Consider the following 21,723-nt stretch of genomic DNA (forward strand, 5'->3'; position numbering starts at 1 on the left):
TGGGACCTCCGCCTCCGGCGTTGTCGTCAGTCGCGATGGCTCCGCCATCACTCCCTCCTCCGCCTTGGATTCGAAGGCCCCAGACGTCGCTCCTTCTCCCACTGTCAATCGCGGGTGAGGTCGTTACGGCCGTGGGTCGGGAACCGGCTCTTCCGCCACGCCGGTCGGCACGCTCGTGCGGCCGGCCGAGCGCAGTACACCCGCCCCCACCACCAGGCCGAACGCCAGCACCGTGACCAGCCCGAAGGACACCACCAGCGAGGTCGCGTCGGCGACCGCGCCGATCGCCGACGGGGCGATCAGCCCGGACGTGTACGTGATGGTCGCGACGCCCGCGATGGCCTGGCTCGGGTTGGGCCCACTGCGGCCGGCCGCCGCGAAGGCCAGCGGAACGACGACCGCGACGCCCAGCCCGACGAGCCCGAAACCGGCCAGTGCGACCGCCGGATGGGGGGCCAGCACGACCAGCGCGCCGCCGATGGTCGCCGTGACGCCGCCCACCCGGACCGTGCGGACCGGACCGAATCGGTCGACCACCTTGTCCCCGGCGAACCGTGCCACGGCCATGGTCAGCGCGAAGGCGGTGGTCGACGCGGCCGCGAGACCCGGCGAGGTCTCCAGTACGTCCCGCAGATACACCGCCGACCAGTCCAGGCTGGCGCCCTCCGCGAAGACCGCGCAGAAGCCGATCGCGCCGATGGCCAGCGCCGACTTCGGCGGCAGCGCGAAGCGCGGCGGAGTCACCTCGTCGGGGGTGCTGCGCAGGTCGAGTACGTGCCGGCAGGCGACCAGACCGAGCACCGTGAGTGCGGCGGCGGCGAGGGTGTGGTGCAGCCGGGCGTCGCTGCCCAGATGGGCGGCGACCGTCCCGGCGGCCGATCCGATCAGTGCGCCCGCGCTCCACATGCCGTGCAGCCCCGACATGATGGACCGGTCGAGTCGGTTCTCGACCTCGACGCCCAGGGCGTTCATCGCCACGTCCGACATGCCCGCCGTCGCGCCGTACACGAAGAGAACGGCGCACAGGGTGAGCAGATTGGGTGCGAGTGCGGGCAGGGCCAGCGCGAGCGTCCACAGGGTGAGCAGCCCGCGCAGCGCGGTGCGTGCCCCGAAGCGGTGACTGATCGCACCGGCCAGTGGCATCGCCACCGAGGCGCCGATGGCGGGGAAGGCGAGCGCGAGGCCCAACTGTCCCGCGCCGACCGACGCGTGGTCCGCGATCCACGGGATCCGGGTGGCGAAGCTGCCTGTGACGGCGCCGTGCACACAGAAGACGGCGGCCACGGCGATCCGTGCCTGCCTCAACTGCTGCTGACTGAAGACCTTCTCGCCTGCCATACGTCCGCGCCCTCCCCGATCCTTGTTCCGCCCGTTCGTCCAGCGTGCGGCCGTAAACTATCAGGAACCCTGCCTGATAAATAGGTGGAACAAATCTGAGAGGATCCGTGGCATGCCCGCATCACCGAGCACTGCCCGGGCCATCAACGACCGGTCCGCCCTTCGACTGCTCCAGGACGAGGGGCCACTGACGGCAGGACAGCTGAAGAAACTCACCGGACTGTCCCGCCCCAGCGTCGCCGACCTGGTGGAGCGGCTGCGGAGCTCCGGCCTCATCACGGTCGTGGGCGAAGCGGGTGCGCAGCGGCGCGGGCCCAACGCCCGGCTGTACGGGATCGTGGCCGACCGGGCGCATCTCGCCGCGCTCGACGTCAGGACCCGGGGCGTCACCGTCGTGGTCGCGGATCTGCTCGGCACGACCCTCGCCGAGGCGACCCTGCCGATCGACGAGAACGCCACCGGCACCGGCACCGGCCCGGCCGTGGAACAGGCCGTGGCGCTCCTTGAACGCACCGCCCGCCGGGCCGGCGCGGAGCGGCTGCACAGCGTCGGCATCGGCGCGCCGGGGCTGATCGACCCCGCCACCGGTGAGCTGCGCGACACCACCGGGCTGCCCGCCTGGCACCGCAGACTGGTCGCCGCCCTGCGGGAACGCCTGCCGGCCACCGTGCTCGTGGAGAACGAGACCAACCTCGCGGCCGTGGCGGAGCAGCGGCTCGGCGCGGCCCGTGACCGCGACACCTTCGTACTGTTCTGGCTCGGCCACGGGGTGGGCGCGGCCCTCTTCCTGGACGGCAGGCTCCGCCGCGGGGCCTCCGGCGGAGCGGGCGAGATCGGCTTCCTGCCGGTGCCCGGCACCGTCGGGCTGCCCTCGGCCACCGGCTGCGACGGCGGCTTCCACTCCCTGGTGTCGGGCGCCGCCGTCGCCGAACTCGCCCTGCGGAGCGGCATCGAGACGGACGGCGGAACCTCGGCGGCGGCCGGTGTGCGGGCCGCCCTGGCAGCCGGCCCGCACGGCGAGCCCCTCCTCGACGCGCTCGCCCAGCGCCTCGCGATCGGGGCGGCGGCCGTCACCGCGGTCCTCGACCCCGGCTGCGTCCTGCTGGGCGGCGAGATCGGTCACGCGGGTGGCGCGGCGCTGGCCGACCGGGTGGCCGACCGGCTGGCCGGGCTCTCGCCGCTGCGCACGGAGGTGCGGGCGGGGGAACTGGGCGACGGGGCGGTGCTGCGGGGGGCGCTGCTGACGGCCAGGGACGCGGCCCAGGACGATGTGTTCGCCCCCGGGGCCGGGTGACCCGCCGGGCGGCCCGGCCGGGACCCGGCGACGGCAAGGGCCGGGTGCCCGCCGCCGGGCGCCGGTCGTGGGGGCCGACGGGCATCGAGTGCCCGCGGGTGCCCACCTCCGACTAGTACCCCGCCCTCCGGTGCGCGCACACCACAGGCCGCCCGTGTGAGCCAGGCCACAGGTGGTTCATGTATGGCCGACGATCAGGCGTGGCAGACTGGCCATGTACCAGTAGCAGCGCACTCCGGGGTCGGTGTAATTCCGAACCGGCGGTTATAGTCCGCGACCCGGTCACCTCCAGTGACCGGTTGAACAGGTGAAATTCCTGTACCGACGGTGAAAGTCCGGATGGGAGGCAGTGCGCGGCGGGCCCTCACAGGTCTTCGGTACGCCGCTGTCGGCGTTTCGTCCCACGGGCGATCCGTATTTCCGGCCTCGGTGTCGCCGTCTCCGACCAGTGGTGTTCCCGTTCTTCTGTCGTCATTGACAGGCCCCGGAGTCCGTGCCCCGTAAAGGCAGGAGGACCCGGTGGCCACCCGAGCCGCAGCCGATGAACAGGCCATGCGCCGAGCCGTTGAGCTCGCTGCGCGCGGGCTCGGCTTCACCAGTCCCAACCCGGTCGTCGGGTGTGTCGTCCTCGACGCGTCCGGGCAGCTCGCGGGCGAGGGTTTCCACCAGCGGGCGGGCGGCCCGCACGCCGAGGTCCACGCACTGCGGGCAGCGGGCGAGCGGGCCCGCGGCGGCACGGCTTACGTCACCCTCGAACCCTGCAACCACACCGGCCGCACCGGCCCCTGCGTCCAGGCGCTGATCGCCGCCGGAATCACCCGCGTCCTGTACGCCGTCGGCGACCCGAACCCGCAGGCCACCGGTGGTGGCGACACCCTGCGCGCGGCCGGCGTCGAGACCCAGGATGGCCTACTCGCCGCCGAGGCCGAGGCCGGCAATGCCGCGTGGCTCACCTCCGTACGGCGCGGCCGGCCGCACGTGCGGTGGAAGTACGCCGCGACCCTGGACGGCCGGATCGCCGCCGCCGACTCCACCAGCCGCTGGATCAGTTCCGCCGAGTCCCGCGCCGACGTCCACCGGCTGCGCGCCGAGGCCGACGCGGTCGTCGTCGGCTCCGGCACGATGCGCGCCGACGACCCGCACCTCGCCGTCCGCGGCATCGAGGGCGCCGCCCAGCCGCTGCGCGTCGTCGTCGACACCTCAGCCACCGCCGTCAAGCCCGGCGCCCGCGTCCTGGACGATGCCGCGCCCACCCTGATCGCGGTGGCGGACGACGCCGACACGGGGCATCTGCCGCACGCCGATGTGCTGCGGCTGCCGCGCACCGCGACCGGCCTGGACATCCCCGCGCTGCTCGCCGCCCTGCACGCCCGCGGTGTCGTCTCCGTGCTCCTCGAAGGCGGCCCGACGCTCGCCGGGGCCTTCGTCGCGGCAGGCGCCGTCGACGCCGTCACCGGCTACATCGCCCCGGTGCTGCTCGGCGCGGGCCCCGCCGCCCTCGGCGACGCCGGAATCACCACCCTTACCGAGGCGTTGCGGCTCGATGTGACCGAGACCGTCCGCATCGGCCCCGACCTGCGTATCACTGCCACACCGAAGGAGCGCTGAGCGTGTTCACCGGAATCGTCGAAGAACTGGGTGAGATCACCGCCGTCGAGAACCTCGGCGACGCCTCCCGCTTCCGCCTGCGCGGCCCCGTCGTCATCGAAGGCGCGAAGCACGGCGACTCCATCGCCGTCAACGGTGTCTGTCTCACCGTCGTCGACTTCGGGGACGGTGAGTTCACCGCGGACGTGATGGCCGAAACGCTGAAGCGCTCCAGCCTCGGCGCGCTCGCCGTCGGCTCGCGCGTCAACCTGGAGCGCCCCATGGCGCTCGGCGGACGCCTCGGCGGACACCTCGTCCAGGGCCATGTGGACGGCACCGGCACCATCGTCGGCCGCGAGCCCTCCGAGCACTGGGAGATCGTCAAGGTCTCGCTCCCCGCGGACCTCTCCCGCTATGTGGTGGAGAAGGGCTCGATCACCGTCGACGGGGTGAGCCTCACCGTCGTCGACGCGGGAGCCGACCACTTCACCATCAGCCTCATCCCCACCACCCTTGCCCTGACCACGCTCGGCATCAAGAAGGCCGGCGACCCGGTCAACCTCGAAGTGGACGTACTCGCCAAGTACGTCGAGCGGCTGCTCGGCGCGGACCGGAAGGAGACCGTGAAGTGAGCGGCGTTTCCTGGCTCAACAGCGAGGCCTTCACGGCCTTCGGGCAGCACATCATGTGGTCCGACATGATCGGCAACACCATCGGCCTGATCGCGCTCGCGCTCGGCTGGCGCCGCTCCATATGGACTTGGCCCGCCCAGTTCCTGTCCGGCGTGATCCTGGTCGCCGCGTACTCCTCGGCGAACCTCAGCGGCGGCGTCGGCAAGCAGCTGCTGGTCATCGGCGTCGCCCTGTGGGGCTGGCGGATGTGGCAGCGCGGCAGGCAGCAGGCCCAGGACGGGTCGATCGCCGTCCGCTTCGCCACCTGGCGCGAGCGCGGCCTGCTGGTTGCCGCGGCGGTCGTGGGCACTCTCGCAGTCGGCGGGCTCTTCACCCTGTACCCGTCGCTGTCCTGGAGCCCCTGGGCCGACGCGTACATCTTCGTCGGCACGCTCGTCGCGATGGTCGCCCAGGCTCGTGGCCTGGTCGAGTTCTGGTTCGCCTGGCTGCTGGTCGACCTCGTCGGCGTACCGCTCGCCTTCAACAGCGGACTGGCCTTCTCCGGATTCGTGTACGTCGTTTACCTCGCCCTTGTCCTCTGGGGTGCCTACGACTGGTGGCAACGCTCGCGTGCGAGCGTGCGGCCCGCCCTGGAAGGAGCTGCAGCATGACCACTGCCCTGCCCACCTGGTACAGCACCGACAACGTCGAGGACCTCGCTCTCGACCCGGTCGAACGAGCGATCCGCGACATCGCGGCGGGCCGTCCCGTCGTCGTGGTGGACGACGAGAACCGGGAGAACGAGGGCGACCTCGTCATCGCGGCCGAGAAGGCCACCCCCGAGATCGTCGCCTTCATGATGAGCGAGTGCCGCGGCCTGATCTGCGCCCCGATGGAGGGCGACGAGCTGGAGCGGCTCGACCTCCCCCAGATGGTGGAGAACAACACCGAGTCGATGCGTACGGCGTTCACCGTCTCCGTCGACGCGAGCCCCGCGCACGGCGTGAGCACCGGCATCTCCGCCGCGGACCGCGCCACCACGCTGCGGCTGCTGGCGGGCGGCGAGAGTGCCGCGGGCGACTTCGTCCGCCCCGGCCATGTCTTCCCGCTGCGCGCCAAGCCCGGCGGCGTACTCGTCCGCAACGGCCACACCGAGGCCGCCGTGGACCTGGCCAGGCTCGCCGGCCTGCGCCCGGCCGGCGCGATCGTGGAGATCGCCGGTGAGGACGGGGTCATGCTGCGACTGCCCGAGCTGATCCCGTTCGCCCGCAAGCACGGCCTGACGATCATCTCCATCGAGGACCTGATCGCGTACCGCCGCACCTCGGACCCCACCGTCCGCCGCGAGGCCACGGTCCATCTCCCCACCACCTTCGGGGAGTTCACGGCGTACGGCTACCGCTCCACCGTCGACGGCGTCGAGCATGTCGCCCTCGTCCACGGCGAGATCGGCGACGGCGATGACGTCCTGGTCCGGGTCCACTCCGAGTGCCTGACCGGCGACATCTTCCACTCGCAGCGCTGCGACTGCGGCCCCCAGCTGGAGGCATCGATGCAGCGCATCACCGAGGCCGGCCGCGGCATCGTGGTCTATCTGCGCGGCCACGAGGGGCGCGGCATCGGGCTGCTGTCCAAGCTGCGCGCGTACGAACTCCAGGAGCTCGGCCGCGACACCCTGGACGCCAACCTCGAACTGGGGCTGCCCGCCGACGCCCGCGACTACGCGGCGGGCGCGCAGATTCTGGAGGATCTCGGCGTACACAGCCTCAGGCTGATGACCAACAACCCGGACAAGACCGCCGCGCTCGTACGACACGGGCTCAAGGTCACCCAGCGCGAGCCCATGCCGGTCCAGGCGGGCGAGCACAATCTGCGGTACCTGCGGACCAAGCGGGACCGGATGGGGCACGACCTGCCCTGGCTGGACCCGGCCGTGTCCACCTGCGGAAACCAGTAACCACCACCAGCACACCGTCATGAGTAAGCACGAGCACCGAGGAGAGCTGTGAGCGGCAAGGGCGCACCCGTACTGAGCGTGAAGAACTGCGGAGACCTGCGGGTGGCAGTGATCGCGGCCCTGTGGCACGAGAAGGTCATGGACGGCCTCGTCGACGGCGCCCTGCGCGCCCTGCACGAGCTGGGCATCGACGAGCCGACCGTCCTGCGCGTCCCCGGCAGCTTCGAGCTGCCGGTCGTCGCCAAGGTCCTCGCGGGCCGGGGCTATGACGCGATCGTCGCACTGGGCGTCGTCATCCGCGGTGGCACACCGCACTTCGAGTACGTGTGCCAGGGTGTCACCATGGGCCTGACGCAGGTCTCGGTCGACACCGGGGTTCCCATCGGATTCGGCGTGCTGACCTGCGACACCGAGCAGCAGGCGCTGGACCGCGCAGGAATCGAAGGCTCCACCGAGGACAAGGGCCACGAGGCCGTGACCGCCGCCGTCGCCACCGCGACCACGCTGCGCACCGTCGCCGAACCCTGGCGCTGAGTCGCCCCGGGCCACCCCTTACCCTAGGACCATCATGGCGAACAAAACCTTCGAAGAGCTCTTCACCGAGCTCCAGCTCAAGGCCGCCGAAGGCGACCCCTCCACCTCCCGTACCGCCGAACTGGTGGGCAAGGGAGTGCACGCGATCGGCAAGAAGGTCGTCGAGGAGGCCGCCGAGGTCTGGATGGCCGCCGAGTACGAGGGCAAGGAAGCCGCCGCCGAGGAGATCTCACAGTTGCTGTACCACGTCCAGGTGATGATGGTCGCCCGCGGAATCTCCCTCGACGACGTCTACGCCCATCTCTGAGCCCGTACACCCGTTCCCTCCACCCGAGAACTCCCTCCGCACAGAAGGACCTGACCTCATGCTGCGCATCGCCATTCCCAACAAGGGCTCCCTCTCCGGACCTGCGTCGGCGATGCTCCATGAGGCCGGCTACCAGCAGCGCAAGGAGTCGAAGGAGCTCGTCCTCGTCGACCCCGAGAACGAGGTCGAGTTCTTCTACCTCCGGCCGCGGGACATCGCGATCTATGTGAGCTCCGGCAAGCTCGACATCGGCATCACCGGACGCGACCTGCTGCTCGACTCCGGGGCCAGTGCCGAGGAGATCCTCCAGCTCGGCTTCGCCCGCTCGACCTTCAGGTACGCCACCCGGCCGGGCACCGCCCAGGGCGTCCAGGACTTCGGCGGCATGACCGTCGCCACCTCCTACGAGGGCATCGTCGCCAAGCACCTCGCCGACAACGGCATCGACGCCGCCGTCGTGCACCTTGACGGCGCGGTCGAGACCGCCATCGAGCTGGGCGTCGCCCAGGTCATCGCGGACGTCGTGGAGACCGGCACCAGCCTGCGCAACGCGGGCCTCGAAGTGATCGGCGAGCCGATCATGAAGTCGGAGGCGGTCGTGATCCGCCGCACCGGCGCCCCCGCCGAAGACGCCAAGGTGCAGCAGTTCCTGCGCCGTCTGCAGGGCGTCCTGGTGGCCCGCAGCTACGTGATGATGGACTACGACTGCCGCGCCGAGCACCTCGAAGCGGCCGTCGCCCTCACCCCGGGGCTGGAGTCGCCGACCATCTCGCCGCTGCACAACGAGGGCTGGGTCGCGGTCCGTTCGATGGTCCCCGCCCGGGACTCCCAGCGCGTCATGGACGACCTGTACGAGATCGGCGCCCGCGCCATCCTCACCACGGCCATCCACGCCTGCCGTCTCTGACCGAGGTACGCCCGGCGCCCCCGCTCCACCCCGCCCGAAGGAATCCGGCCACCGTGTCACACCCCGAACTCCCCATCCTGCCGGTCACGTTCCGGCCGACCCGCACCCGGGCCGTCCTGCTGACCGTCGGGGCGGCGATGTTCGCCGTCATCACGGCGATCGCACTGCTCCTGGAAACCCTGTCGCCGGGGGAGCGGGTCAGCTTCATCTTCACCGCGCTGCTGCTCTTCGGCGTCATGCTGCTGCTGAGCCGCCCCAAGGTGGAGGCCGACGAGGCTGGGGTCACGGTCGTCAACCTCACCACCAGGCGCCGGCTGGAGTGGGCCGAGATCGTGAAGGTCAACCTGCGTCCCGGCGACGCCTGGGTCTTCCTCGACCTGAGCGACGGCACCAGCCTGCCGGCCCTCGGCATCCAGCCCGGCATCGCCAAGGAGCAGGCCATCCGGGACGCCCGCGCGCTGCGCGCCCTGGCGGAATCCCGCGGCTCGGGCACACACGCCGACTGAGCCCCACCCGGCTCGCCGCACCAATGATTACTCTGTTGACTGTGGCGCCGAGAGCGCCCCGCCCCGCACCGAACGGCCGCACCTGGGCCGCGGGGCACCTGCGACCCAAGGAGTGACTCCCTCCAGCAATGGACGGATCGTCCGGTAGTACCTGCGCCGCCCCCTCTTCGGAGTCGGCGGCATGACCATCCCGCTAGTGCTGCTCGCCGCAGCCTTCCTCCTCATCCTCGCCAACGGGTTCTTCGTGGCCGCCGAATTCGGCCTGGTCACCGTGGAGCGGCCGGACGCCGAGCGCGCCGCGGCGGCGGGTGACCGGCGGGCCCGTACCGTCGTCACCGCGCTGCGCGAGCTGTCCTTCCAGCTCTCCGGCACCCAACTCGGCATCACGATCACCTCCCTGGTGGTCGGCATGCTCGCCGAGCCCGCGCTGGCCCACCTCCTCGCAGGCCCCTTCACCGCCGTCGGCGTCCCCGAGGGCGCCGTGTCCGGCATCTCCGTCGTGGTCGGCATGCTGCTCGCCTCCGCCGTCCAGATGGTGATCGGCGAGCTCGTCCCGAAGAACTGGGCGATCTCCAGGCCCCTGCAGGTCGCGCGATTCGTCGCCGGCCCGCAGTACCTGTTCTCGACCGTCTTCCGGCCGGTGATCTCCCTCCTCAACTCCGTCGCCAACCGCCTCGTGCGGATGCTGGGCGTCGAGCCCACCGACGAGCTGGCATCCGCCCGTACCCCGGGAGAACTCGTCTCGCTCGCCCGCCACTCGGCGCTGGCCGGCACGCTGGAACAGGACACCGCCGATCTGTTCGTACGGGCCCTCTCGCTCGGCGGGCTCACCGCGCAGCACGTCATGACGCCGCGGGTGAAGGTCAGCGCCCTGCAGTCCTCCGCGACCGCGGCGGACGTCCTCAACCTCACCCGGGCCACCGGCCTGTCCCGCTTCCCGGTCTACCGGGAGCGCATCGACGAGATCGTGGGCATGGTCCACCTCAAGGACGCGCTCGCCGTGCCGGTGGACGAGCGGCTGCGGACCCCGGTGTACCGGGTCGCGGTCCCGCCGCTCCTGGTGCCCGAGACCCTGCCCGTCCAGCAGCTGCTCGACCGGCTGCGCAGCGAGCAGCCGATCGCCGTCGTCGTCGACGAGTACGGCGGCACGGCCGGGGTCGTCACCCTGGAGGACATTGTCGAGGAGCTCGTCGGAGAGGTCAGGGACGAGCACGACGACGAGGGCGCCGAGCGGCCGGAGCTCGCCGCGGTGCCCGCCGAGGACGGCCAGGCAGCCTGGGAGGCCGAGGGCAGCTGCCGGGTCGTCGGCCTGCGGCGCATCGGCCTCGAAGTCCCCGATGGCCCGTATGAGACCGTGGCCGGTCTTGTGGCCGATCTGCTGGGGCGCATCCCCGCCCCCGGGGACCGGGCCGAACTGCCCGGCTGGCGCCTGTGCGTGCGGCAGGTGGACCGCCACCGCGCCGAGCGGGTCCGTCTTGTCCGTACCGTGCAGGTCCCGGAGGTTGTGCGATGAACGTGCTGCACCTGTTGTTCGCCGTGCTGCTGGTCCTGGCGAACGGGTTCTTCGTCGGCGCCGAGTTCGCGCTCATCTCCGTACGCCGCAGCCAGATCGAACCGCTCGCGGCCGGCGGCTCCGCACGCGCCAGGAAAGTCCTGCACGGCCTGGAGCGCCTTCCGCAGATGATGGCGGCGGCGCAGTTCGGCATCACGATCTGCTCGCTGACGCTTGGCGCGGTGGCGGAGCCGACCGTCGCGCGTCTGCTGGAGCCCGCCTTCCACGCGGTGCACCTGCCCGAAGGGCTGATTCATCCCCTCGGATTCATGATCGCGTTGGTCGTGGTCGTCGTCCTGCACCTCGTCATCGGCGAGATGGTCCCCAAGAACCTCGCCATGGCCGCTCCCGAGAAGACCGCACTGTGGCTCAGCCCCGGCCTGGTCGGCTTCGCGCGGCTGTGCCGCCCGGTGACGGCGGGGCTCGGCGCGTGTGCGCGTCTGGTGCTGCGGCTGTTCCGCGTCGAGCCCAGGGACGAGGTCGAGTCGGTCTTCACCAGTGAGCAGCTGAACCGCCTCGTCGAGGACTCGGGGCAGGCCGGACTGCTGGAGCCGGGGGAGCAGGAACGCCTGGAGGACGCGCTGGAACTGGGCAGCCTCCTGGTCACCGACGTCCTGCTCGACCGGGCCTCCCTGATCACCGTGGACGCCTCGGTCACACCCCGCGAGATCGAGGAGCTCACGGTCAGAACCGGCTACTCGCGCTTCCCGGTGTGCGCCGACGGCGGTGCCTTCATGGGCTACCTGCACGTCAAGGACGTACTGGACCTGGAGGAGACCGGGCGGGCCGTGCCCCAGCGGATCTGGCGTCCGATGGCCGTTCTCAGTGCGGAGCTGCCGCTGGACGACGCCCTGACCGTGATGCGGCGCGCCGCGACGCATCTGGCGCAGGTCGCGGACGGATCGGGGCGGGTGCTCGGCCTTGTCGCGCTGGAGGACGTCCTGGAGATGCTGGTGGGAGAGGTACGCGATCCCGCCCACCGGGTGGTGGTGCCCCGGCTGCCCCGGGACACCACTCCGGCAGTGGGGAACGCCGCCGATCAGGTGGCCCTGGTCGGGTGACGTCGGCCGGTGTGCGTGCCCCGTCCGGGTCACGCGCACCGGCCGTCACAGCAGGGGCGGTTCCTGCTTGCCGCGCCCCACCGGACCGCGGCCCGACAGCACCTCGCCGTACGCCTGCATCAGATCCGGCAGCCGCAGCGTGGACAGGTCGTCGCGGGTGGGGGTGGCCGGGTAGCCGGAGAGTCTCAGGTCCCGGTACGCGCAGCTCTTCTCGTACAGCGTGCGCAGGAACCGGCCGTTGCCGAGCTCGTCGATCCAGCTCTGGTCGACGACGTGTCCGCTGATGCTGCGCAGCTCCTCCAGCGCCTCCTCGTCCCACACGTCACCGTTCTCGGCGGCCAGCACCCCGCCGATGGCGGTCAGCTCCAGCGGGCGGTAGCTGGGGAAGTCGACGCGGGTGGTGAAGCGTGAGGAGAGCCCGGGATTGACCGCCAGCAGGCGGTCCATGCCCTCCGGGTATCCGGCCAGGATGACGACCAGATGGTCCCGGTTGTCCTCGGCGCGCTTGAGGAGCACCTGAAGGGCCTCGTCGCCGTACGCGTCGCCCTTGCTGTAACCGGTGTTGGAGAGGCTGTACGCCTCGTCGACGAACAGCACCCCGCCGAGCGCCGAGTCGATCAGCTCATTGGCCTTGACCGCGGTCTGGCCGAGGAACTCGCCCACCAGGTCGGACCGTTGGGCCTCCACCAGATGGTCGCCGCCCAGCAGCCCGAGCGCGTAGAAGACCCGCCCCAGGATCCGGGCGACGGTCGTCTTGCCGGTGCCGGACGGCCCGGAAAAGACAAAGTGACGTTTCGGTGGCTGCACGGGAAGGCCCTCGCCGGACCTCAGTCGAGCCATGTTCAGCTGCGCCGAGAGCGCCTTGACCTGGCGCTTCACCGGGTCGAGGCCCACCATCCGCTCCAGCTCCGCGAGCGCCTCGGCGAGCAGCGCCGGGTCGGCCGAACCGGCCGGGAAGGACGGCACGGCCGCCCGCACCGGGATGACCGCCTTCCCCCGTACGCCATCACCCGTGACCGGCGAGACCGCGCCTCCGAGCGGCGTCTGCACCCCGTCGCCGAGCCGCAGGTCCCGGCCCTCCGGCGCGTCCGGGCCGATCAAACTGTCCGCGTCACCCGTGGCGTCCGCGGTGTCCTGGCCGAGCCCCGCCAGCGACATGGCGGCGAAGTCGGTGGAGTCCTCGTACCCGTCCCCCTCGGCGATGGCCGCCAGCCGCGCCGAGGTGTCCATGAACGCCGGGTCGACCCGGTGCACGGCCCGGTAGAGCGGCAGCGCGGCGGCGCTGCGCCCGGTGCCCTCGTGCGCGCGGGCCAGCCAGTACCGCAGCTCCTTGCGTTGCGGCTGCTCGCTGCGGCAGCGCATCAGGGCGGCCGACAGCATCGGCTCGGCCTGCCCGTACATCTCCAGACGCACCCGCGCCATGCCGCCGAAGAGCCCCGTCTCGATGCCGAGCAGCGGGTCGTCGACGAGCGGGTCCGTGTGCCGTACGAGCTGCTCCCAGTCCTTGACCAGATACGCGCGGCACGCGTGCAGAAAACGCACCTGCGGATCGGCGTCCACCGGCGGCAGGCCCGCCAGTGCCCGGTCCAGCTCGGGCACATGGCGGCCGTCGAGCCAGTGCGAGGCGTGCGCGAGCAGCAGATCGCGCGGGCTCTCCAGCACGGGCTGGACCCACCAGCCCAGCCAGTACCAGGAGTTGATGGTGTGACGGTGCCGGGCGCGCTGCTCACCGAAGCGCTCGCGGTGGCGGTACATGCGCAGCAGGGCGGTGGTCGTGTCGACGCGCAGCGCGTGCAGCCCCAGCCAGCCGTCGGCCATGCCGGGGTCCATCCGCACGGCGGCTCTGAACTCCTCCTCCGCCTGCGGATATCCGCCCATCGTGTAGGCATCGACGCCGCGCAGCCAGGCGAGGTCGGCCGGGGCGTTCACACCCTGCGTGCCGAAGTCCGTCACGTCCACCACAAACTGTGCCCCCCGTGATGTGCCGCCGGGCCGGCGCCCGTCGGCAGGTCGCAGAACCAGGTCTCAGAACCGCCGTGCCGCGGACGGGATTTGACCGCACCGAAGGGCATCGTACCTGTGCAGAGAGCTACGGCCCAAGGGTGGCGCAGGTCGATCGCACACGGTGACCGAGGGTGAGCGAATGACGCCACGGGGCGGCCCGACAGGGGCTGCGGGGGCAGAACGAAGCCCCCGATCACGGGGGAACAACCGGGGGCTTCGCGTCTACGGCGGCTCCGAAGAGCCGTACATTGAGAACGTAAGACCTGTACGCCTCCCGGGTCAAGCGGAGTTGAGGCACTCCCGGGGGCGGTTTTCAAGCCGTTCCGGAAGGCGGGGGCAGGTGGTCACGCGCAGTGACCAAAAGGGTCGGCCGCGCTGTCGCGGAGGGCCCACGGCGCCACTTGTACCCCTCCTGCCCCTCCTGCCCCTCCTGTACCAACGTATCCGCGTACGGCCGGGAGGGGTCGGCCGCGAAATGGCGCGTCTCCGCCGCTGTCCACCCGTCCCAGAAGCCGGACTGGGCCGATCCGTCCCTTCGCCGCCCCCGTGCCCAGGACTGCCGCGCGTCCAGATCCATCCACAACAGCCACGCGAGATCCGGGCGCAGTGCCTCGCGCCCCGCCCCCACACCCTCGATCAGCACCACCGGTGCGGGGTCCAGAAGGCGCGCCGGGCCGAAGCGGCGCAGCGACCAGTCGTAGGGGGCGTACCGGGCGCTCTCGCCGCGGGAGAGCGGTCCGGTCACCTGCTCGCGCAGCCGCCCGGTCCAGGCGAAGAGCTCCTCGTGCGTGGCCACGTCGTCGAGATGCAGTACGGGGGCGTCGCCAAGCGCCGCCGCGAGCCGGGCCGCGAAGGTGCTCTTGCCCGAGCCCGCGTGCCCGTCGACGGCGACCAGCCGCACCGGGCCGCAGGAGGGCGGCAGTGCGGTCAGCTGGGCGGCGAGCCGGTCGAGGTGTTCCACTCTGTCCACCCTAGGACCATCCCGGACCGGGGCGCCTCGCAGGTCACACCAGTGGTCCAAACCAATATTGGTGGGAACCACGCGGCGTCAGGTGCTGGCAGAAGTCCGCCGGAACCGGCCATAGTTGGCCCACTGTCGTGCCATCCGCATCCCATTTGGGGGTCCATGACCATGACCAGATCCGCTTCGCGCCGAACCGTTCTCGCCGCCGCAGTCGCGGCGGCGGCGGGTGCGGCCGCGGCATCCGCCGCCGCTTCACCTTCCGGTGGCGCCGCCGCACGTACCCCGCTCGTCGACAACCGCTTCTGGTCCACCTACCGGGACTGGCGCAGCGGCGCCGACGCGGGCACCAAGGTCGTGGCGGGCCGCCGGCCATCTCTGGTCATCGCCACGCCGTCCGGCCGCACCGAGTACACCGACCCGCACACCGGCACGACCTCCACCTGGGAGAGCGCGACCTGGACCTCGCAGGTCCACCGGTGCACGGTCCCCGCGACCGAGGTCATCGCCTCCTGGAACGCGCGCACCCCGGCCGGCACCTGGCTGACGGTCGAGCTGCGCGGCACGTACTCGGACGGCGGAAAGACGCCCTGGTATGTGATGGGCCGCTGGGCCGCCGGTGACGCGGACATCAAGCGCACCTCCATCGACGACCAGAGCGACGACAGGAGCAGCGTCTGGACCGACACCTTCGCCATCGACAACCCGGCGGGCGGCCTGCGCCTGGCCTCGTACCAGCTGCGGCTGACGCTGCACCGCAAGCCCGGCACCCGGCTCACACCGGCCGTCTGGCGGGTCGGCGCGATGGCCTCGGACATCCCGGACCGCTTCACCGTCCCTGCGTCCACGCCCGGGGCCGGCCGGGAGCTCGTCGTCCCGCGCTACTCGCAGAACACGCACATCGGGCAGTACCCGGAGTACGACAACGGCGGTGAGGCGTGGTGCAGCCCCACCTCCTCGCAGATGATCATCGAGTACTGGGGCCGCGAGCCCACCGCACGCGACCTGGCCTGGGTGAACCCCGCATTCGATGATCCGCAGGTCTGTCACGCGGCGCGCTACACCTTCGACTACCAGTACGACGGCTGCGGCAACTGGCCCTTCAACGCCGCGTACGCCGCGACGTACAAGGACATGAGCGCGGTCGTCACCCGGCTCCACTCCCTGAGCGACCTGGAGACCCTGGTCCGCGCGGGCATCCCGGCCATAACGTCGCAGTCCTTCCTGGAGAAGGAGCTGACGGGCGCGGGCTACGGCACGGCGGGGCATCTGATGACGGTCATCGGCTTCACCCCGGACGGTGATGTGATCGCGAACGACCCGGCATCCCCGAACAACCAGGCCGTACGCCGCGTCTACAACCGGCGCGAGTGGGAGAACATCTGGCTCAGGACCAAGCGCTACAACGCGGCGGGGAAAGTGGTGTCCGGCACAGGCGGCGTCTGTTACGTCTACTGGCCCGCCCACCCGAAACGTGCTCAGCAGCGGGCTCTGGGGGCCGTGGGCATTCGCTGAGCCGGGGCAGGCCCCGGAGTGCGTGACCAACGTCATGTACCCCGGGGTGCATGGTGGCCCAGGACGGGTTCTGCCAGAGCGGGAAGAGGCCGGTCGGGACCATCAGGCACGCTGCGAAGAGCAGGGTGAGCGCGAGATAGGGATCGGCGGCGCGGCTGCGTGTCCGTGGGCCCTCGCCCCGTACGGACCGCTCCCACCACTGGAGCTGGTGCCCCGCCGACAGGGCGAAGGTCGCCCCGATCGCGTACGACCAGAACAGCGCCGCCTGGATCTGGATCACGACGCCTCCAGCGTCAGCCCGTCGGTAACGATCAGGTCCGAGGTGACCAGTGCCTGTTCGGCGCTGACATCGGTCATGAAGACGAAGGGCGGCACGACGGGAGGCACCGGCAGGCCGTCCGGGGTGAAGGTGAGGCACAGGATCCCCTGGAGGCATCCGCTGAATTTGGTGAGGTAGAGCGTCACATTGCCGCTCAGGTCCAGGGTGTCCGCGCCGAGGGCGAGTTCGTCGTGGCCGTCGCGGGTCTTGAGCCGGTAGTCGGAGAGGGACGCGGACCGCATCTTGAGCACCATCGCCTTCACCGGGCCGTCGACCGTCGGGACCTCCCGCACCCCGGCGATCAGAAAGCCGTCCGGGGCGAAGCGGGTGGTGGTCACGGTCGGCGCCGTGCGGGGCGCGAGGACGGAGCCGGCCTCCGGCGCCTTCTGCACTGGACCGCCGCCGAGCGCGGCCAGCAGCACGACCGGCAGCGCGGCCGCGAGCGTCCGTGACCCCTGCCCGTCGTGCGGCGGCGTGCGCTCCTGCTCCTCCTGCTCGTCAGAGGCGGGTGTCCAGCCGAAGCCCATCGCGCTGCCCGCGATCCCCAGCCCCATCCCGATCAGGAACCCGCCCAGATTCGTCGCGGCGAAGGACAGCACCGAGAGCAGCAGCGCGTTGATGCTCACGTAGTGGCGGGTGTGCGGCAGGAACCACAAGAACAGCCCAGCGGCGATCAGCGCGAGCCCGATGCCGATCGCCGCGAGGCCGCCGAGCCCGAGACTCACCAGTACCGTCAGCGGCGACAGCGGCACGAGCAGCAGCTCGACGCCGCCGAGCATCAGCAGCAGCCCGCCCCAGAACGGCCGGGTGCGCCGCCAGGCCCGCAGGCGGCGCCGCTCGTCGGGGTACGGGAGTCGCTTCTCCAGCCGGCCCCTGACCGGATTCGTCAGAAGCACTTCTTGCCGTCCAGGCTCACACCGATGCTGAGCCCCTTCAGCCGGAAGTTCCCGCCGGTCGCGGACCAGGCGTGCGACTTCACGCCCGCGACCTCGATGTCCCCGGCCTGCAGCCCGAACTTGCCCGCCTCGCCCTTCACACCCGGCACCTGGTCGAGCGTCGAGGCGTCCCGGCCGATCTCCGCCGTGCCGAAGCGGGCGTCGCCGACCAGGTCCTCGGCGTCGATGACCAGGCTGCTGGCCGTCACCTCACCGGCCTTGCCGCCCGCGGTCAGTTTGAAGACGACCTTGCCGACGGGTGTCTCGACCTCGGCGGCCTGGCAGATGTCGCTGAGCCTGGCGTCGCCGATGCCCAGCAGCGCGACGGGATGGCCCTTGCCGTCCGCCGACCGGTCCGTCTGTACGTAACTGGACAGCCCCTGGCTCGACAGTTTTCCCGACGCCACCTGGAAACTCGTGCCCGAGACGGCGAACGACGCGGCCAGCGCGCCTTCGCCCATCATGGAAGCCATCACCCCGACCGCCAACACCGCCGGCATCGCGACGACCGCGGTCTTCTTCCAGGCCGTTCTGCCCTCGGCAGTAGGCCGCTTTGCTGCGCTCACTGTGTTCCTCCCGTACGTCGTCCGGTGCGCAGGGGGAGTGCGTGGAGATGCGTTCAAAGCACGTTCAAAGCACGTTCGAAACCGCCGACAGGACGACGCGGGACTGGAGTTGGCAGGTCTGTCATACTGCGGGGATCCTGTGGCAGTTGGAGACTAGGGCCGAATTTGAATATTAGTCAACAGCGCGGATCGACCGAACGATCCCAGCTGCGCCGCGCCGAACTCATCGCGACCGGAAGGAAGTTGTTCGCCGACACGTCGTACGACGCTCTGTCGATGGACGACATCGCCCGGCACGCGGGTGTCGCCAAGGGCCTCATCTACTACTACTTCAAGAGCAAGCGGGGCTACTACCTCGCCATCGTCGAGGAGTCGGTGGCCGAACTGGTCGCGCGGGCCGGCAGTGACACCGACCTGCCGCCCACCCGGCGTGTCCAGCGCACCATGGACGGCTACCTGCGCTACGCCCAGCACAACCAGGCGGCGTACCGCACGATCGTCACCGGCGGCGTCGGCTTCGACACCCAGGTCCAGGCGATCCGCGACGCGGTGCGCGAGGAGCTGATCGCCACCATCGCGGTGGGTGCCTACGGCCGCCGCGACATCCCGCTGATCGCCCGACTGGCGCTGATCAGCTGGATGACCGGCGTAGAAGGGGTCACCCTGGACTGGCTGGGCCACCAGGAGCTGGACCGCGACGAGGTGCGCGAGCTGCTCGTGCTGCTGCTGCGCTCCACTCTCCGTACGATCGGGGAGCTGGTCCCCGAGTGCCCGGCGCCGGCCGTCGTCCCATGACCCGTGACGGAAACCCTTCCATCGGGCATACTCAACCCGCCACAGCCGCTGGCCAGCGACTTCCGTGATCCGGGAGTACGCGGAGCGGCCCTGGCAGTGAGACCCGGCGGCGCCGCCACACCCTGCGCGCGCGACCGCCGCAGTGCCCGAAAGGGAGGAGTGCGCCGCAATGCCCGACCGTGCCCCGCAGCCGGTGGAACGACAGCTGCCCACCGAGGAGTCCCGGGATCTGCTCGCGCTCGTGCGCGACATGATCCAGCGCGACATCGCGCCCCAGGCGGCAGCGGAGGAGGACGCCGGGCACTTCCCGCGCCCCGTCTTCTCGCTGCTCTCCGAGTCCGGCCTCCTCGGCCTGCCGTACGACGCCGAGTACGGCGGCGGCGACCAGCCGTACGAGGTCTATCTGCAGGTACTCGAAGAGCTCGCCGCTGCCCGCCTCACGGTCGGCCTCGGCGTCAGCGTCCACAGCCTCGCCTGCCACGCGCTGGCCGGTTATGGCACCAAGGAGCAGCAGCGCGAGCACCTTCCCGCGATGCTGGGCGGTGGCCTGCTCGGCGCCTACTGCCTCTCCGAGCCCGCCTCCGGCTCCGACGCCGCCTCGCTGAGCACCAAGGCGGTCCGCGACGGGGACGACTGGATCATCACCGGTACGAAGGCCTGGATCACCCACGGCGGGATCGCCGACTTCTACACCGTCCTGGCGCGCACCGGCGGAGAGGGCGCCCGGGGCATCTCGGCATTCCTGGTGCCCGGCGACGCCGAGGGGCTGACCGCGGCGCTGCCCGAGAAGAAGATGGGCATGAAGGGCTCGCCCACCGCCCAGCTGCACTTCGACGGCGTACGGGTGGCCGACGCGCGCCGTCTCGGCGAGGAGGGCCAGGGCTTCGCGATCGCGCTGTCCGCGCTCGACTCGGGCCGCCTGGGCATCGCGGCCTGCGCGATCGGCGTGGCGCAGGCGTCGCTGGACGAGGCGCTGTCGTACGCGACGGGAAGGCAGCAGTTCGGCCGGCCCATCGCGGACTTCCAGGGCCTGCGCTTCATGCTCGCGGACATGGCCACCCAGATAGAGGCGGGCCGGGCCCTGTATCTCGCGGCGGCGCGCCTGCGGGACACCGGGCGGCCGTTCTCACGGCAGGCCGCCATGGCGAAGCTGTTCTGCACGGACGCGGCGATGCGGGTGACGACCGACGCGGTCCAGGTGCTCGGCGGTTACGGCTACACCCTGGACTTCCCGGTCGAGCGCTTCATGCGGGAGGCGAAGGTGCTCCAGATCGTCGAGGGTACGAACCAGATCCAGCGCATGGTCATCGCCCGCCACCTAGCGGGGCCCGAGTCCCGCTGATCCGCCCTGCCTGCTCCACCCGGGCTCCGGCCAGCCGGGGGACGCCACGAGCCGGACCCACTCCGGGTCGCGGCGTCCCGGCAGGGTCCGCCCCGCGCTGTGCCACTGGTACATGAGGGCGCGGTAGAGAGGAGGATCGGCAGGCTGCGGAACCGATTCTTCCGGCATGGGGGACGCGTGGCGCCGGCGTCCGTCACCGATCGCGGTGGTGAAGAGCTGGGTCATGCCTGGCCAACTGCGGCAGGCCGTCGGGGTTATTGTCCGGCCGAATCGAGCGTCTGTTCATGGCGTGACCGTCCCGTGGGCGGACGGTGACACGAGTATGGCCCTGAACGTGGTTTCTGACGTACCGTCATGTCCGCCGCCGGGGGCCGCGCCATCTGGTGGCGCCGCATCCCGCCAGGGGGTGTCCGGCGGCTCCCCGCGCACGCCGCGGTGGCCGGCGAACGCCCCACGTCCGCGCCCAGGAGGACCGCCGTGGCCGAGGACCGCCCCATCGCGCTCGACGAATACCCCATCCACCAGGCCCCGTTGTCGATCAAGCACGTCGCGACGGGCGATCGCAACGCCTACGACCGGTGCATCTTCCACCTCGTCGACCACACCGGCCGCGCCCTGCTGATCGCGGGCCTCGGCGTCTATCCCAACACCGGGGTGATCGACGCCTACGCGACGCTGCGCATCGGTGATCAATTGCATGCCGTCCGTGCCTCCGACGCGCTCACCGACGACCGGATGAATCTCTGTGTCGGCCCGCTGCGCATCACCGTCGACGAGCCGCTGCGCCGCTTCACCCTGCACTGCGAGGCCGACCCGAAGAACCCGGACGCCCTGTCGTACGACATCACCTGGACCGCGGACTTCCCCGCAGTCTGGGAACCGCACCACGTCCAGCGGCGCGGCGACCGCCTGATGCTCGAAGGGCGCCGATTCGTCCAGGCGGGCGGCGCCACGGGCGTGATACGCGCCGGTGGCGAGGAGATACCGCTGGCGCCGGGGGAGTGGACCGGGACGCGCGACCGCAGCTGGGGTGTGCGGCCGATCCCGGGCGAGGACGGCGGCCGGGCGGCCGATGAGCACCGCCCCGAGGGCTTCCACTGGCTCTGGGTCCCGGTCCGCTTCGACGACCGCTTCCTGATGGTGATCGCCCAGGAGGACGCCGACGGACACCGCAATCTCCACGAGGCGCTCCTGGTACGCGACGGCGAACACGACGTCCAACTCGGCTGGCCGCACGCCGACATCACCTACCGTCCGGGTACCCGCCACCCGGAGAGCGCCGTCATCCACCTCACCGACCCCGCCCGCAAGCCACTTGAGCTGGGCGTGGAGATCCTGAACTCCTCGCCGCTGGCCGTCGGCGCCGGCTACCCGCCCGCCACCGACTGGCAGCACGGCACCTGGATGGGCCGTGGCTGGACCGACCGGCGCACCTATGACCTGTCCGACCCCGCGGCCCACCCCATGGCGGCGTACGGCGTCACCGACCACGCCGCCCGCTTCACCCTCGACGGGCGCATCGGCCACGGCATCTTCGAGCACGGCAGCTTCGGCCGCCACGACCCCAGCGGCTTCACCGGCTACGACTCGGTGGCGCCCTAGCGGGTGCCGGCGGGCCTCCCGGGGGCCGCC

20 protein-coding genes and 1 riboswitch are annotated in these 21,723 nt (G+C 71.3%); of the genes, 15 read left to right on the top strand and 5 right to left on the bottom strand.

The window, feature by feature from the left end; all coding sequences use genetic code 11:
* Positions 1 to 123: 123 nt before the first annotated feature.
* Entirely contained in the window at positions 124 to 1,338 is a 1,215-nt protein-coding gene (locus tag QMK30_RS30785; RefSeq protein ID WP_283521616.1) for an MFS transporter, read from the bottom strand.
* A 112-nt stretch (positions 1,339 to 1,450) separates the two neighbouring features.
* On the opposite strand from QMK30_RS30785, the gene QMK30_RS30790 reads away from it, so the two are divergent.
* The 11 genes from QMK30_RS30790 (at position 1,451) to QMK30_RS30840 (ending at position 11,654) form a co-directional block, all read left to right on the top strand.
* Positions 1,451 to 2,632, top strand: a complete 1,182-nt coding sequence (locus QMK30_RS30790) for an ROK family transcriptional regulator (protein ID WP_283521617.1) — start codon at positions 1,451 to 1,453, stop codon at positions 2,630 to 2,632.
* A gap of 226 nt (positions 2,633 to 2,858) precedes the next feature.
* Positions 2,859 to 2,989: riboswitch (FMN riboswitch) on the top strand.
* Positions 2,990 to 3,184: 195 nt separating this feature from the next.
* Positions 3,185 to 4,240, top strand: coding sequence for a bifunctional diaminohydroxyphosphoribosylaminopyrimidine deaminase/5-amino-6-(5-phosphoribosylamino)uracil reductase RibD (ribD, locus tag QMK30_RS30795; RefSeq protein WP_283521666.1), 1,056 nt, complete (start codon positions 3,185 to 3,187; stop codon positions 4,238 to 4,240).
* A gap of 2 nt (positions 4,241 to 4,242) precedes the next feature.
* The gene (locus tag QMK30_RS30800; protein WP_283521618.1) at positions 4,243 to 4,851 is read left to right on the top strand and encodes a riboflavin synthase; all 609 of its coding nucleotides are present in this window, start codon (positions 4,243 to 4,245) and stop codon (positions 4,849 to 4,851) included.
* Complete coding sequence (locus QMK30_RS30805) at positions 4,848 to 5,501, top strand: nicotinamide mononucleotide transporter family protein (protein WP_283521619.1); 654 nt, start codon at positions 4,848 to 4,850, stop codon at positions 5,499 to 5,501. The genes QMK30_RS30800 and QMK30_RS30805 overlap by 4 nt, the downstream gene beginning before the upstream one ends.
* Positions 5,498 to 6,787: a bifunctional 3,4-dihydroxy-2-butanone-4-phosphate synthase/GTP cyclohydrolase II gene (locus tag QMK30_RS30810; protein ID WP_283521620.1), complete on the top strand. Its 1,290-nt coding sequence runs from the start codon at positions 5,498 to 5,500 to the stop codon at positions 6,785 to 6,787. The genes QMK30_RS30805 and QMK30_RS30810 overlap by 4 nt, the downstream gene beginning before the upstream one ends.
* A 48-nt stretch (positions 6,788 to 6,835) precedes the next feature.
* Entirely contained in the window at positions 6,836 to 7,321 is a 486-nt protein-coding gene (gene ribH, locus QMK30_RS30815; RefSeq protein ID WP_283521621.1) for a 6,7-dimethyl-8-ribityllumazine synthase, read from the top strand.
* A gap of 34 nt (positions 7,322 to 7,355) precedes the next feature.
* Positions 7,356 to 7,628, top strand: a complete 273-nt coding sequence (locus tag QMK30_RS30820) for a phosphoribosyl-ATP diphosphatase (protein ID WP_030584205.1) — start codon at positions 7,356 to 7,358, stop codon at positions 7,626 to 7,628.
* Between the two features lie 58 nt (positions 7,629 to 7,686).
* Complete coding sequence (gene hisG, locus QMK30_RS30825; RefSeq protein WP_283521622.1) at positions 7,687 to 8,535, top strand: ATP phosphoribosyltransferase; 849 nt, start codon at positions 7,687 to 7,689, stop codon at positions 8,533 to 8,535.
* A gap of 53 nt (positions 8,536 to 8,588) precedes the next feature.
* Positions 8,589 to 9,041: a PH domain-containing protein gene (locus tag QMK30_RS30830; RefSeq protein ID WP_283521624.1), complete on the top strand. Its 453-nt coding sequence runs from the start codon at positions 8,589 to 8,591 to the stop codon at positions 9,039 to 9,041.
* A gap of 181 nt (positions 9,042 to 9,222) precedes the next feature.
* Positions 9,223 to 10,554 carry a hemolysin family protein gene (locus tag QMK30_RS30835; protein ID WP_283521625.1) on the top strand — a complete coding sequence of 444 codons (1,332 nt, stop codon included), beginning with the start codon at positions 9,223 to 9,225 and terminating at the stop codon, positions 10,552 to 10,554.
* The gene (locus QMK30_RS30840) at positions 10,551 to 11,654 is read left to right on the top strand and encodes a hemolysin family protein (protein WP_283521626.1); all 1,104 of its coding nucleotides are present in this window, start codon (positions 10,551 to 10,553) and stop codon (positions 11,652 to 11,654) included. Before QMK30_RS30835 ends, QMK30_RS30840 begins: the two co-directional genes overlap by 4 nt.
* 45 nt (positions 11,655 to 11,699) lie before the next feature.
* Here the strand turns inward: QMK30_RS30840 and QMK30_RS30845 are convergent, their stop codons facing one another.
* On the bottom strand, positions 11,700 to 13,616 hold the full coding sequence (locus tag QMK30_RS30845) for an AAA family ATPase (protein WP_283521628.1): 1,917 nt from the start codon (positions 13,614 to 13,616) through the stop codon (positions 11,700 to 11,702).
* 355 nt (positions 13,617 to 13,971) lie between these two features.
* Complete coding sequence (locus QMK30_RS30850; RefSeq protein WP_283521668.1) at positions 13,972 to 14,619, bottom strand: uridine kinase family protein; 648 nt, start codon at positions 14,617 to 14,619, stop codon at positions 13,972 to 13,974.
* Between the two features lie 171 nt (positions 14,620 to 14,790).
* On the opposite strand from QMK30_RS30850, the gene QMK30_RS30855 reads away from it, so the two are divergent.
* Positions 14,791 to 16,134: a C39 family peptidase gene (locus tag QMK30_RS30855; RefSeq protein WP_283521669.1), complete on the top strand. Its 1,344-nt coding sequence runs from the start codon at positions 14,791 to 14,793 to the stop codon at positions 16,132 to 16,134.
* A 276-nt stretch (positions 16,135 to 16,410) separates the two neighbouring features.
* Here the strand turns inward: QMK30_RS30855 and QMK30_RS30860 are convergent, their stop codons facing one another.
* Positions 16,411 to 17,349, bottom strand: coding sequence for a DUF6114 domain-containing protein (locus QMK30_RS30860; RefSeq protein ID WP_283521629.1), 939 nt, complete (start codon positions 17,347 to 17,349; stop codon positions 16,411 to 16,413).
* Positions 17,340 to 17,888, bottom strand: a complete 549-nt coding sequence (locus QMK30_RS30865; RefSeq protein WP_283521670.1) for a DUF6230 family protein — start codon at positions 17,886 to 17,888, stop codon at positions 17,340 to 17,342. The genes QMK30_RS30860 and QMK30_RS30865 overlap by 10 nt, the downstream gene beginning before the upstream one ends.
* Before the next feature lie 231 nt (positions 17,889 to 18,119).
* Between QMK30_RS30865 and QMK30_RS30870 the strand changes: the two genes are divergently transcribed.
* The 3 genes from QMK30_RS30870 to QMK30_RS30880 all read left to right on the top strand — a co-directional run bounded on the left by QMK30_RS30870 (position 18,120) and on the right by QMK30_RS30880 (position 21,693).
* The gene (locus QMK30_RS30870; protein WP_283521630.1) at positions 18,120 to 18,749 is read left to right on the top strand and encodes a TetR/AcrR family transcriptional regulator; all 630 of its coding nucleotides are present in this window, start codon (positions 18,120 to 18,122) and stop codon (positions 18,747 to 18,749) included.
* A gap of 169 nt (positions 18,750 to 18,918) precedes the next feature.
* The gene (locus QMK30_RS30875; protein WP_283521631.1) at positions 18,919 to 20,091 is read left to right on the top strand and encodes an acyl-CoA dehydrogenase family protein; all 1,173 of its coding nucleotides are present in this window, start codon (positions 18,919 to 18,921) and stop codon (positions 20,089 to 20,091) included.
* 477 nt (positions 20,092 to 20,568) lie between these two features.
* Positions 20,569 to 21,693, top strand: coding sequence for an Rv3169 family protein (locus tag QMK30_RS30880; protein WP_283521671.1), 1,125 nt, complete (start codon positions 20,569 to 20,571; stop codon positions 21,691 to 21,693).
* Positions 21,694 to 21,723: the final 30 nt, after the last annotated feature.

This window comes from Streptomyces sp. H27-C3 (assembly GCF_030063415.1).
Classification (GTDB): Bacteria; Actinomycetota; Actinomycetes; order Streptomycetales; family Streptomycetaceae; genus Streptomyces.

Coding starts and splice junctions, on each gene's coding strand:
- QMK30_RS30785 (WP_283521616.1), bottom strand. CDS start 1,338: ATGGCAGGCGAGAAGGTCTTCAGTCAGCAGCAGTTGAGGCAGGCACGG.
- QMK30_RS30790 (WP_283521617.1), top strand. CDS start 1,451: ATGCCCGCATCACCGAGCACTGCCCGGGCCATCAACGACCGGTCCGCC.
- ribD (WP_283521666.1), top strand. CDS start 3,185: ATGCGCCGAGCCGTTGAGCTCGCTGCGCGCGGGCTCGGCTTCACCAGT.
- QMK30_RS30810 (WP_283521620.1), top strand. CDS start 5,498: ATGACCACTGCCCTGCCCACCTGGTACAGCACCGACAACGTCGAGGAC.
- QMK30_RS30820 (WP_030584205.1), top strand. CDS start 7,356: ATGGCGAACAAAACCTTCGAAGAGCTCTTCACCGAGCTCCAGCTCAAG.
- hisG (WP_283521622.1), top strand. CDS start 7,687: ATGCTGCGCATCGCCATTCCCAACAAGGGCTCCCTCTCCGGACCTGCG.
- QMK30_RS30835 (WP_283521625.1), top strand. CDS start 9,223: ATGACCATCCCGCTAGTGCTGCTCGCCGCAGCCTTCCTCCTCATCCTC.
- QMK30_RS30840 (WP_283521626.1), top strand. CDS start 10,551: ATGAACGTGCTGCACCTGTTGTTCGCCGTGCTGCTGGTCCTGGCGAAC.
- QMK30_RS30855 (WP_283521669.1), top strand. CDS start 14,791: ATGACCAGATCCGCTTCGCGCCGAACCGTTCTCGCCGCCGCAGTCGCG.
- QMK30_RS30865 (WP_283521670.1), bottom strand. CDS start 17,888: ATGCCGGCGGTGTTGGCGGTCGGGGTGATGGCTTCCATGATGGGCGAA.
- QMK30_RS30875 (WP_283521631.1), top strand. CDS start 18,919: ATGCCCGACCGTGCCCCGCAGCCGGTGGAACGACAGCTGCCCACCGAG.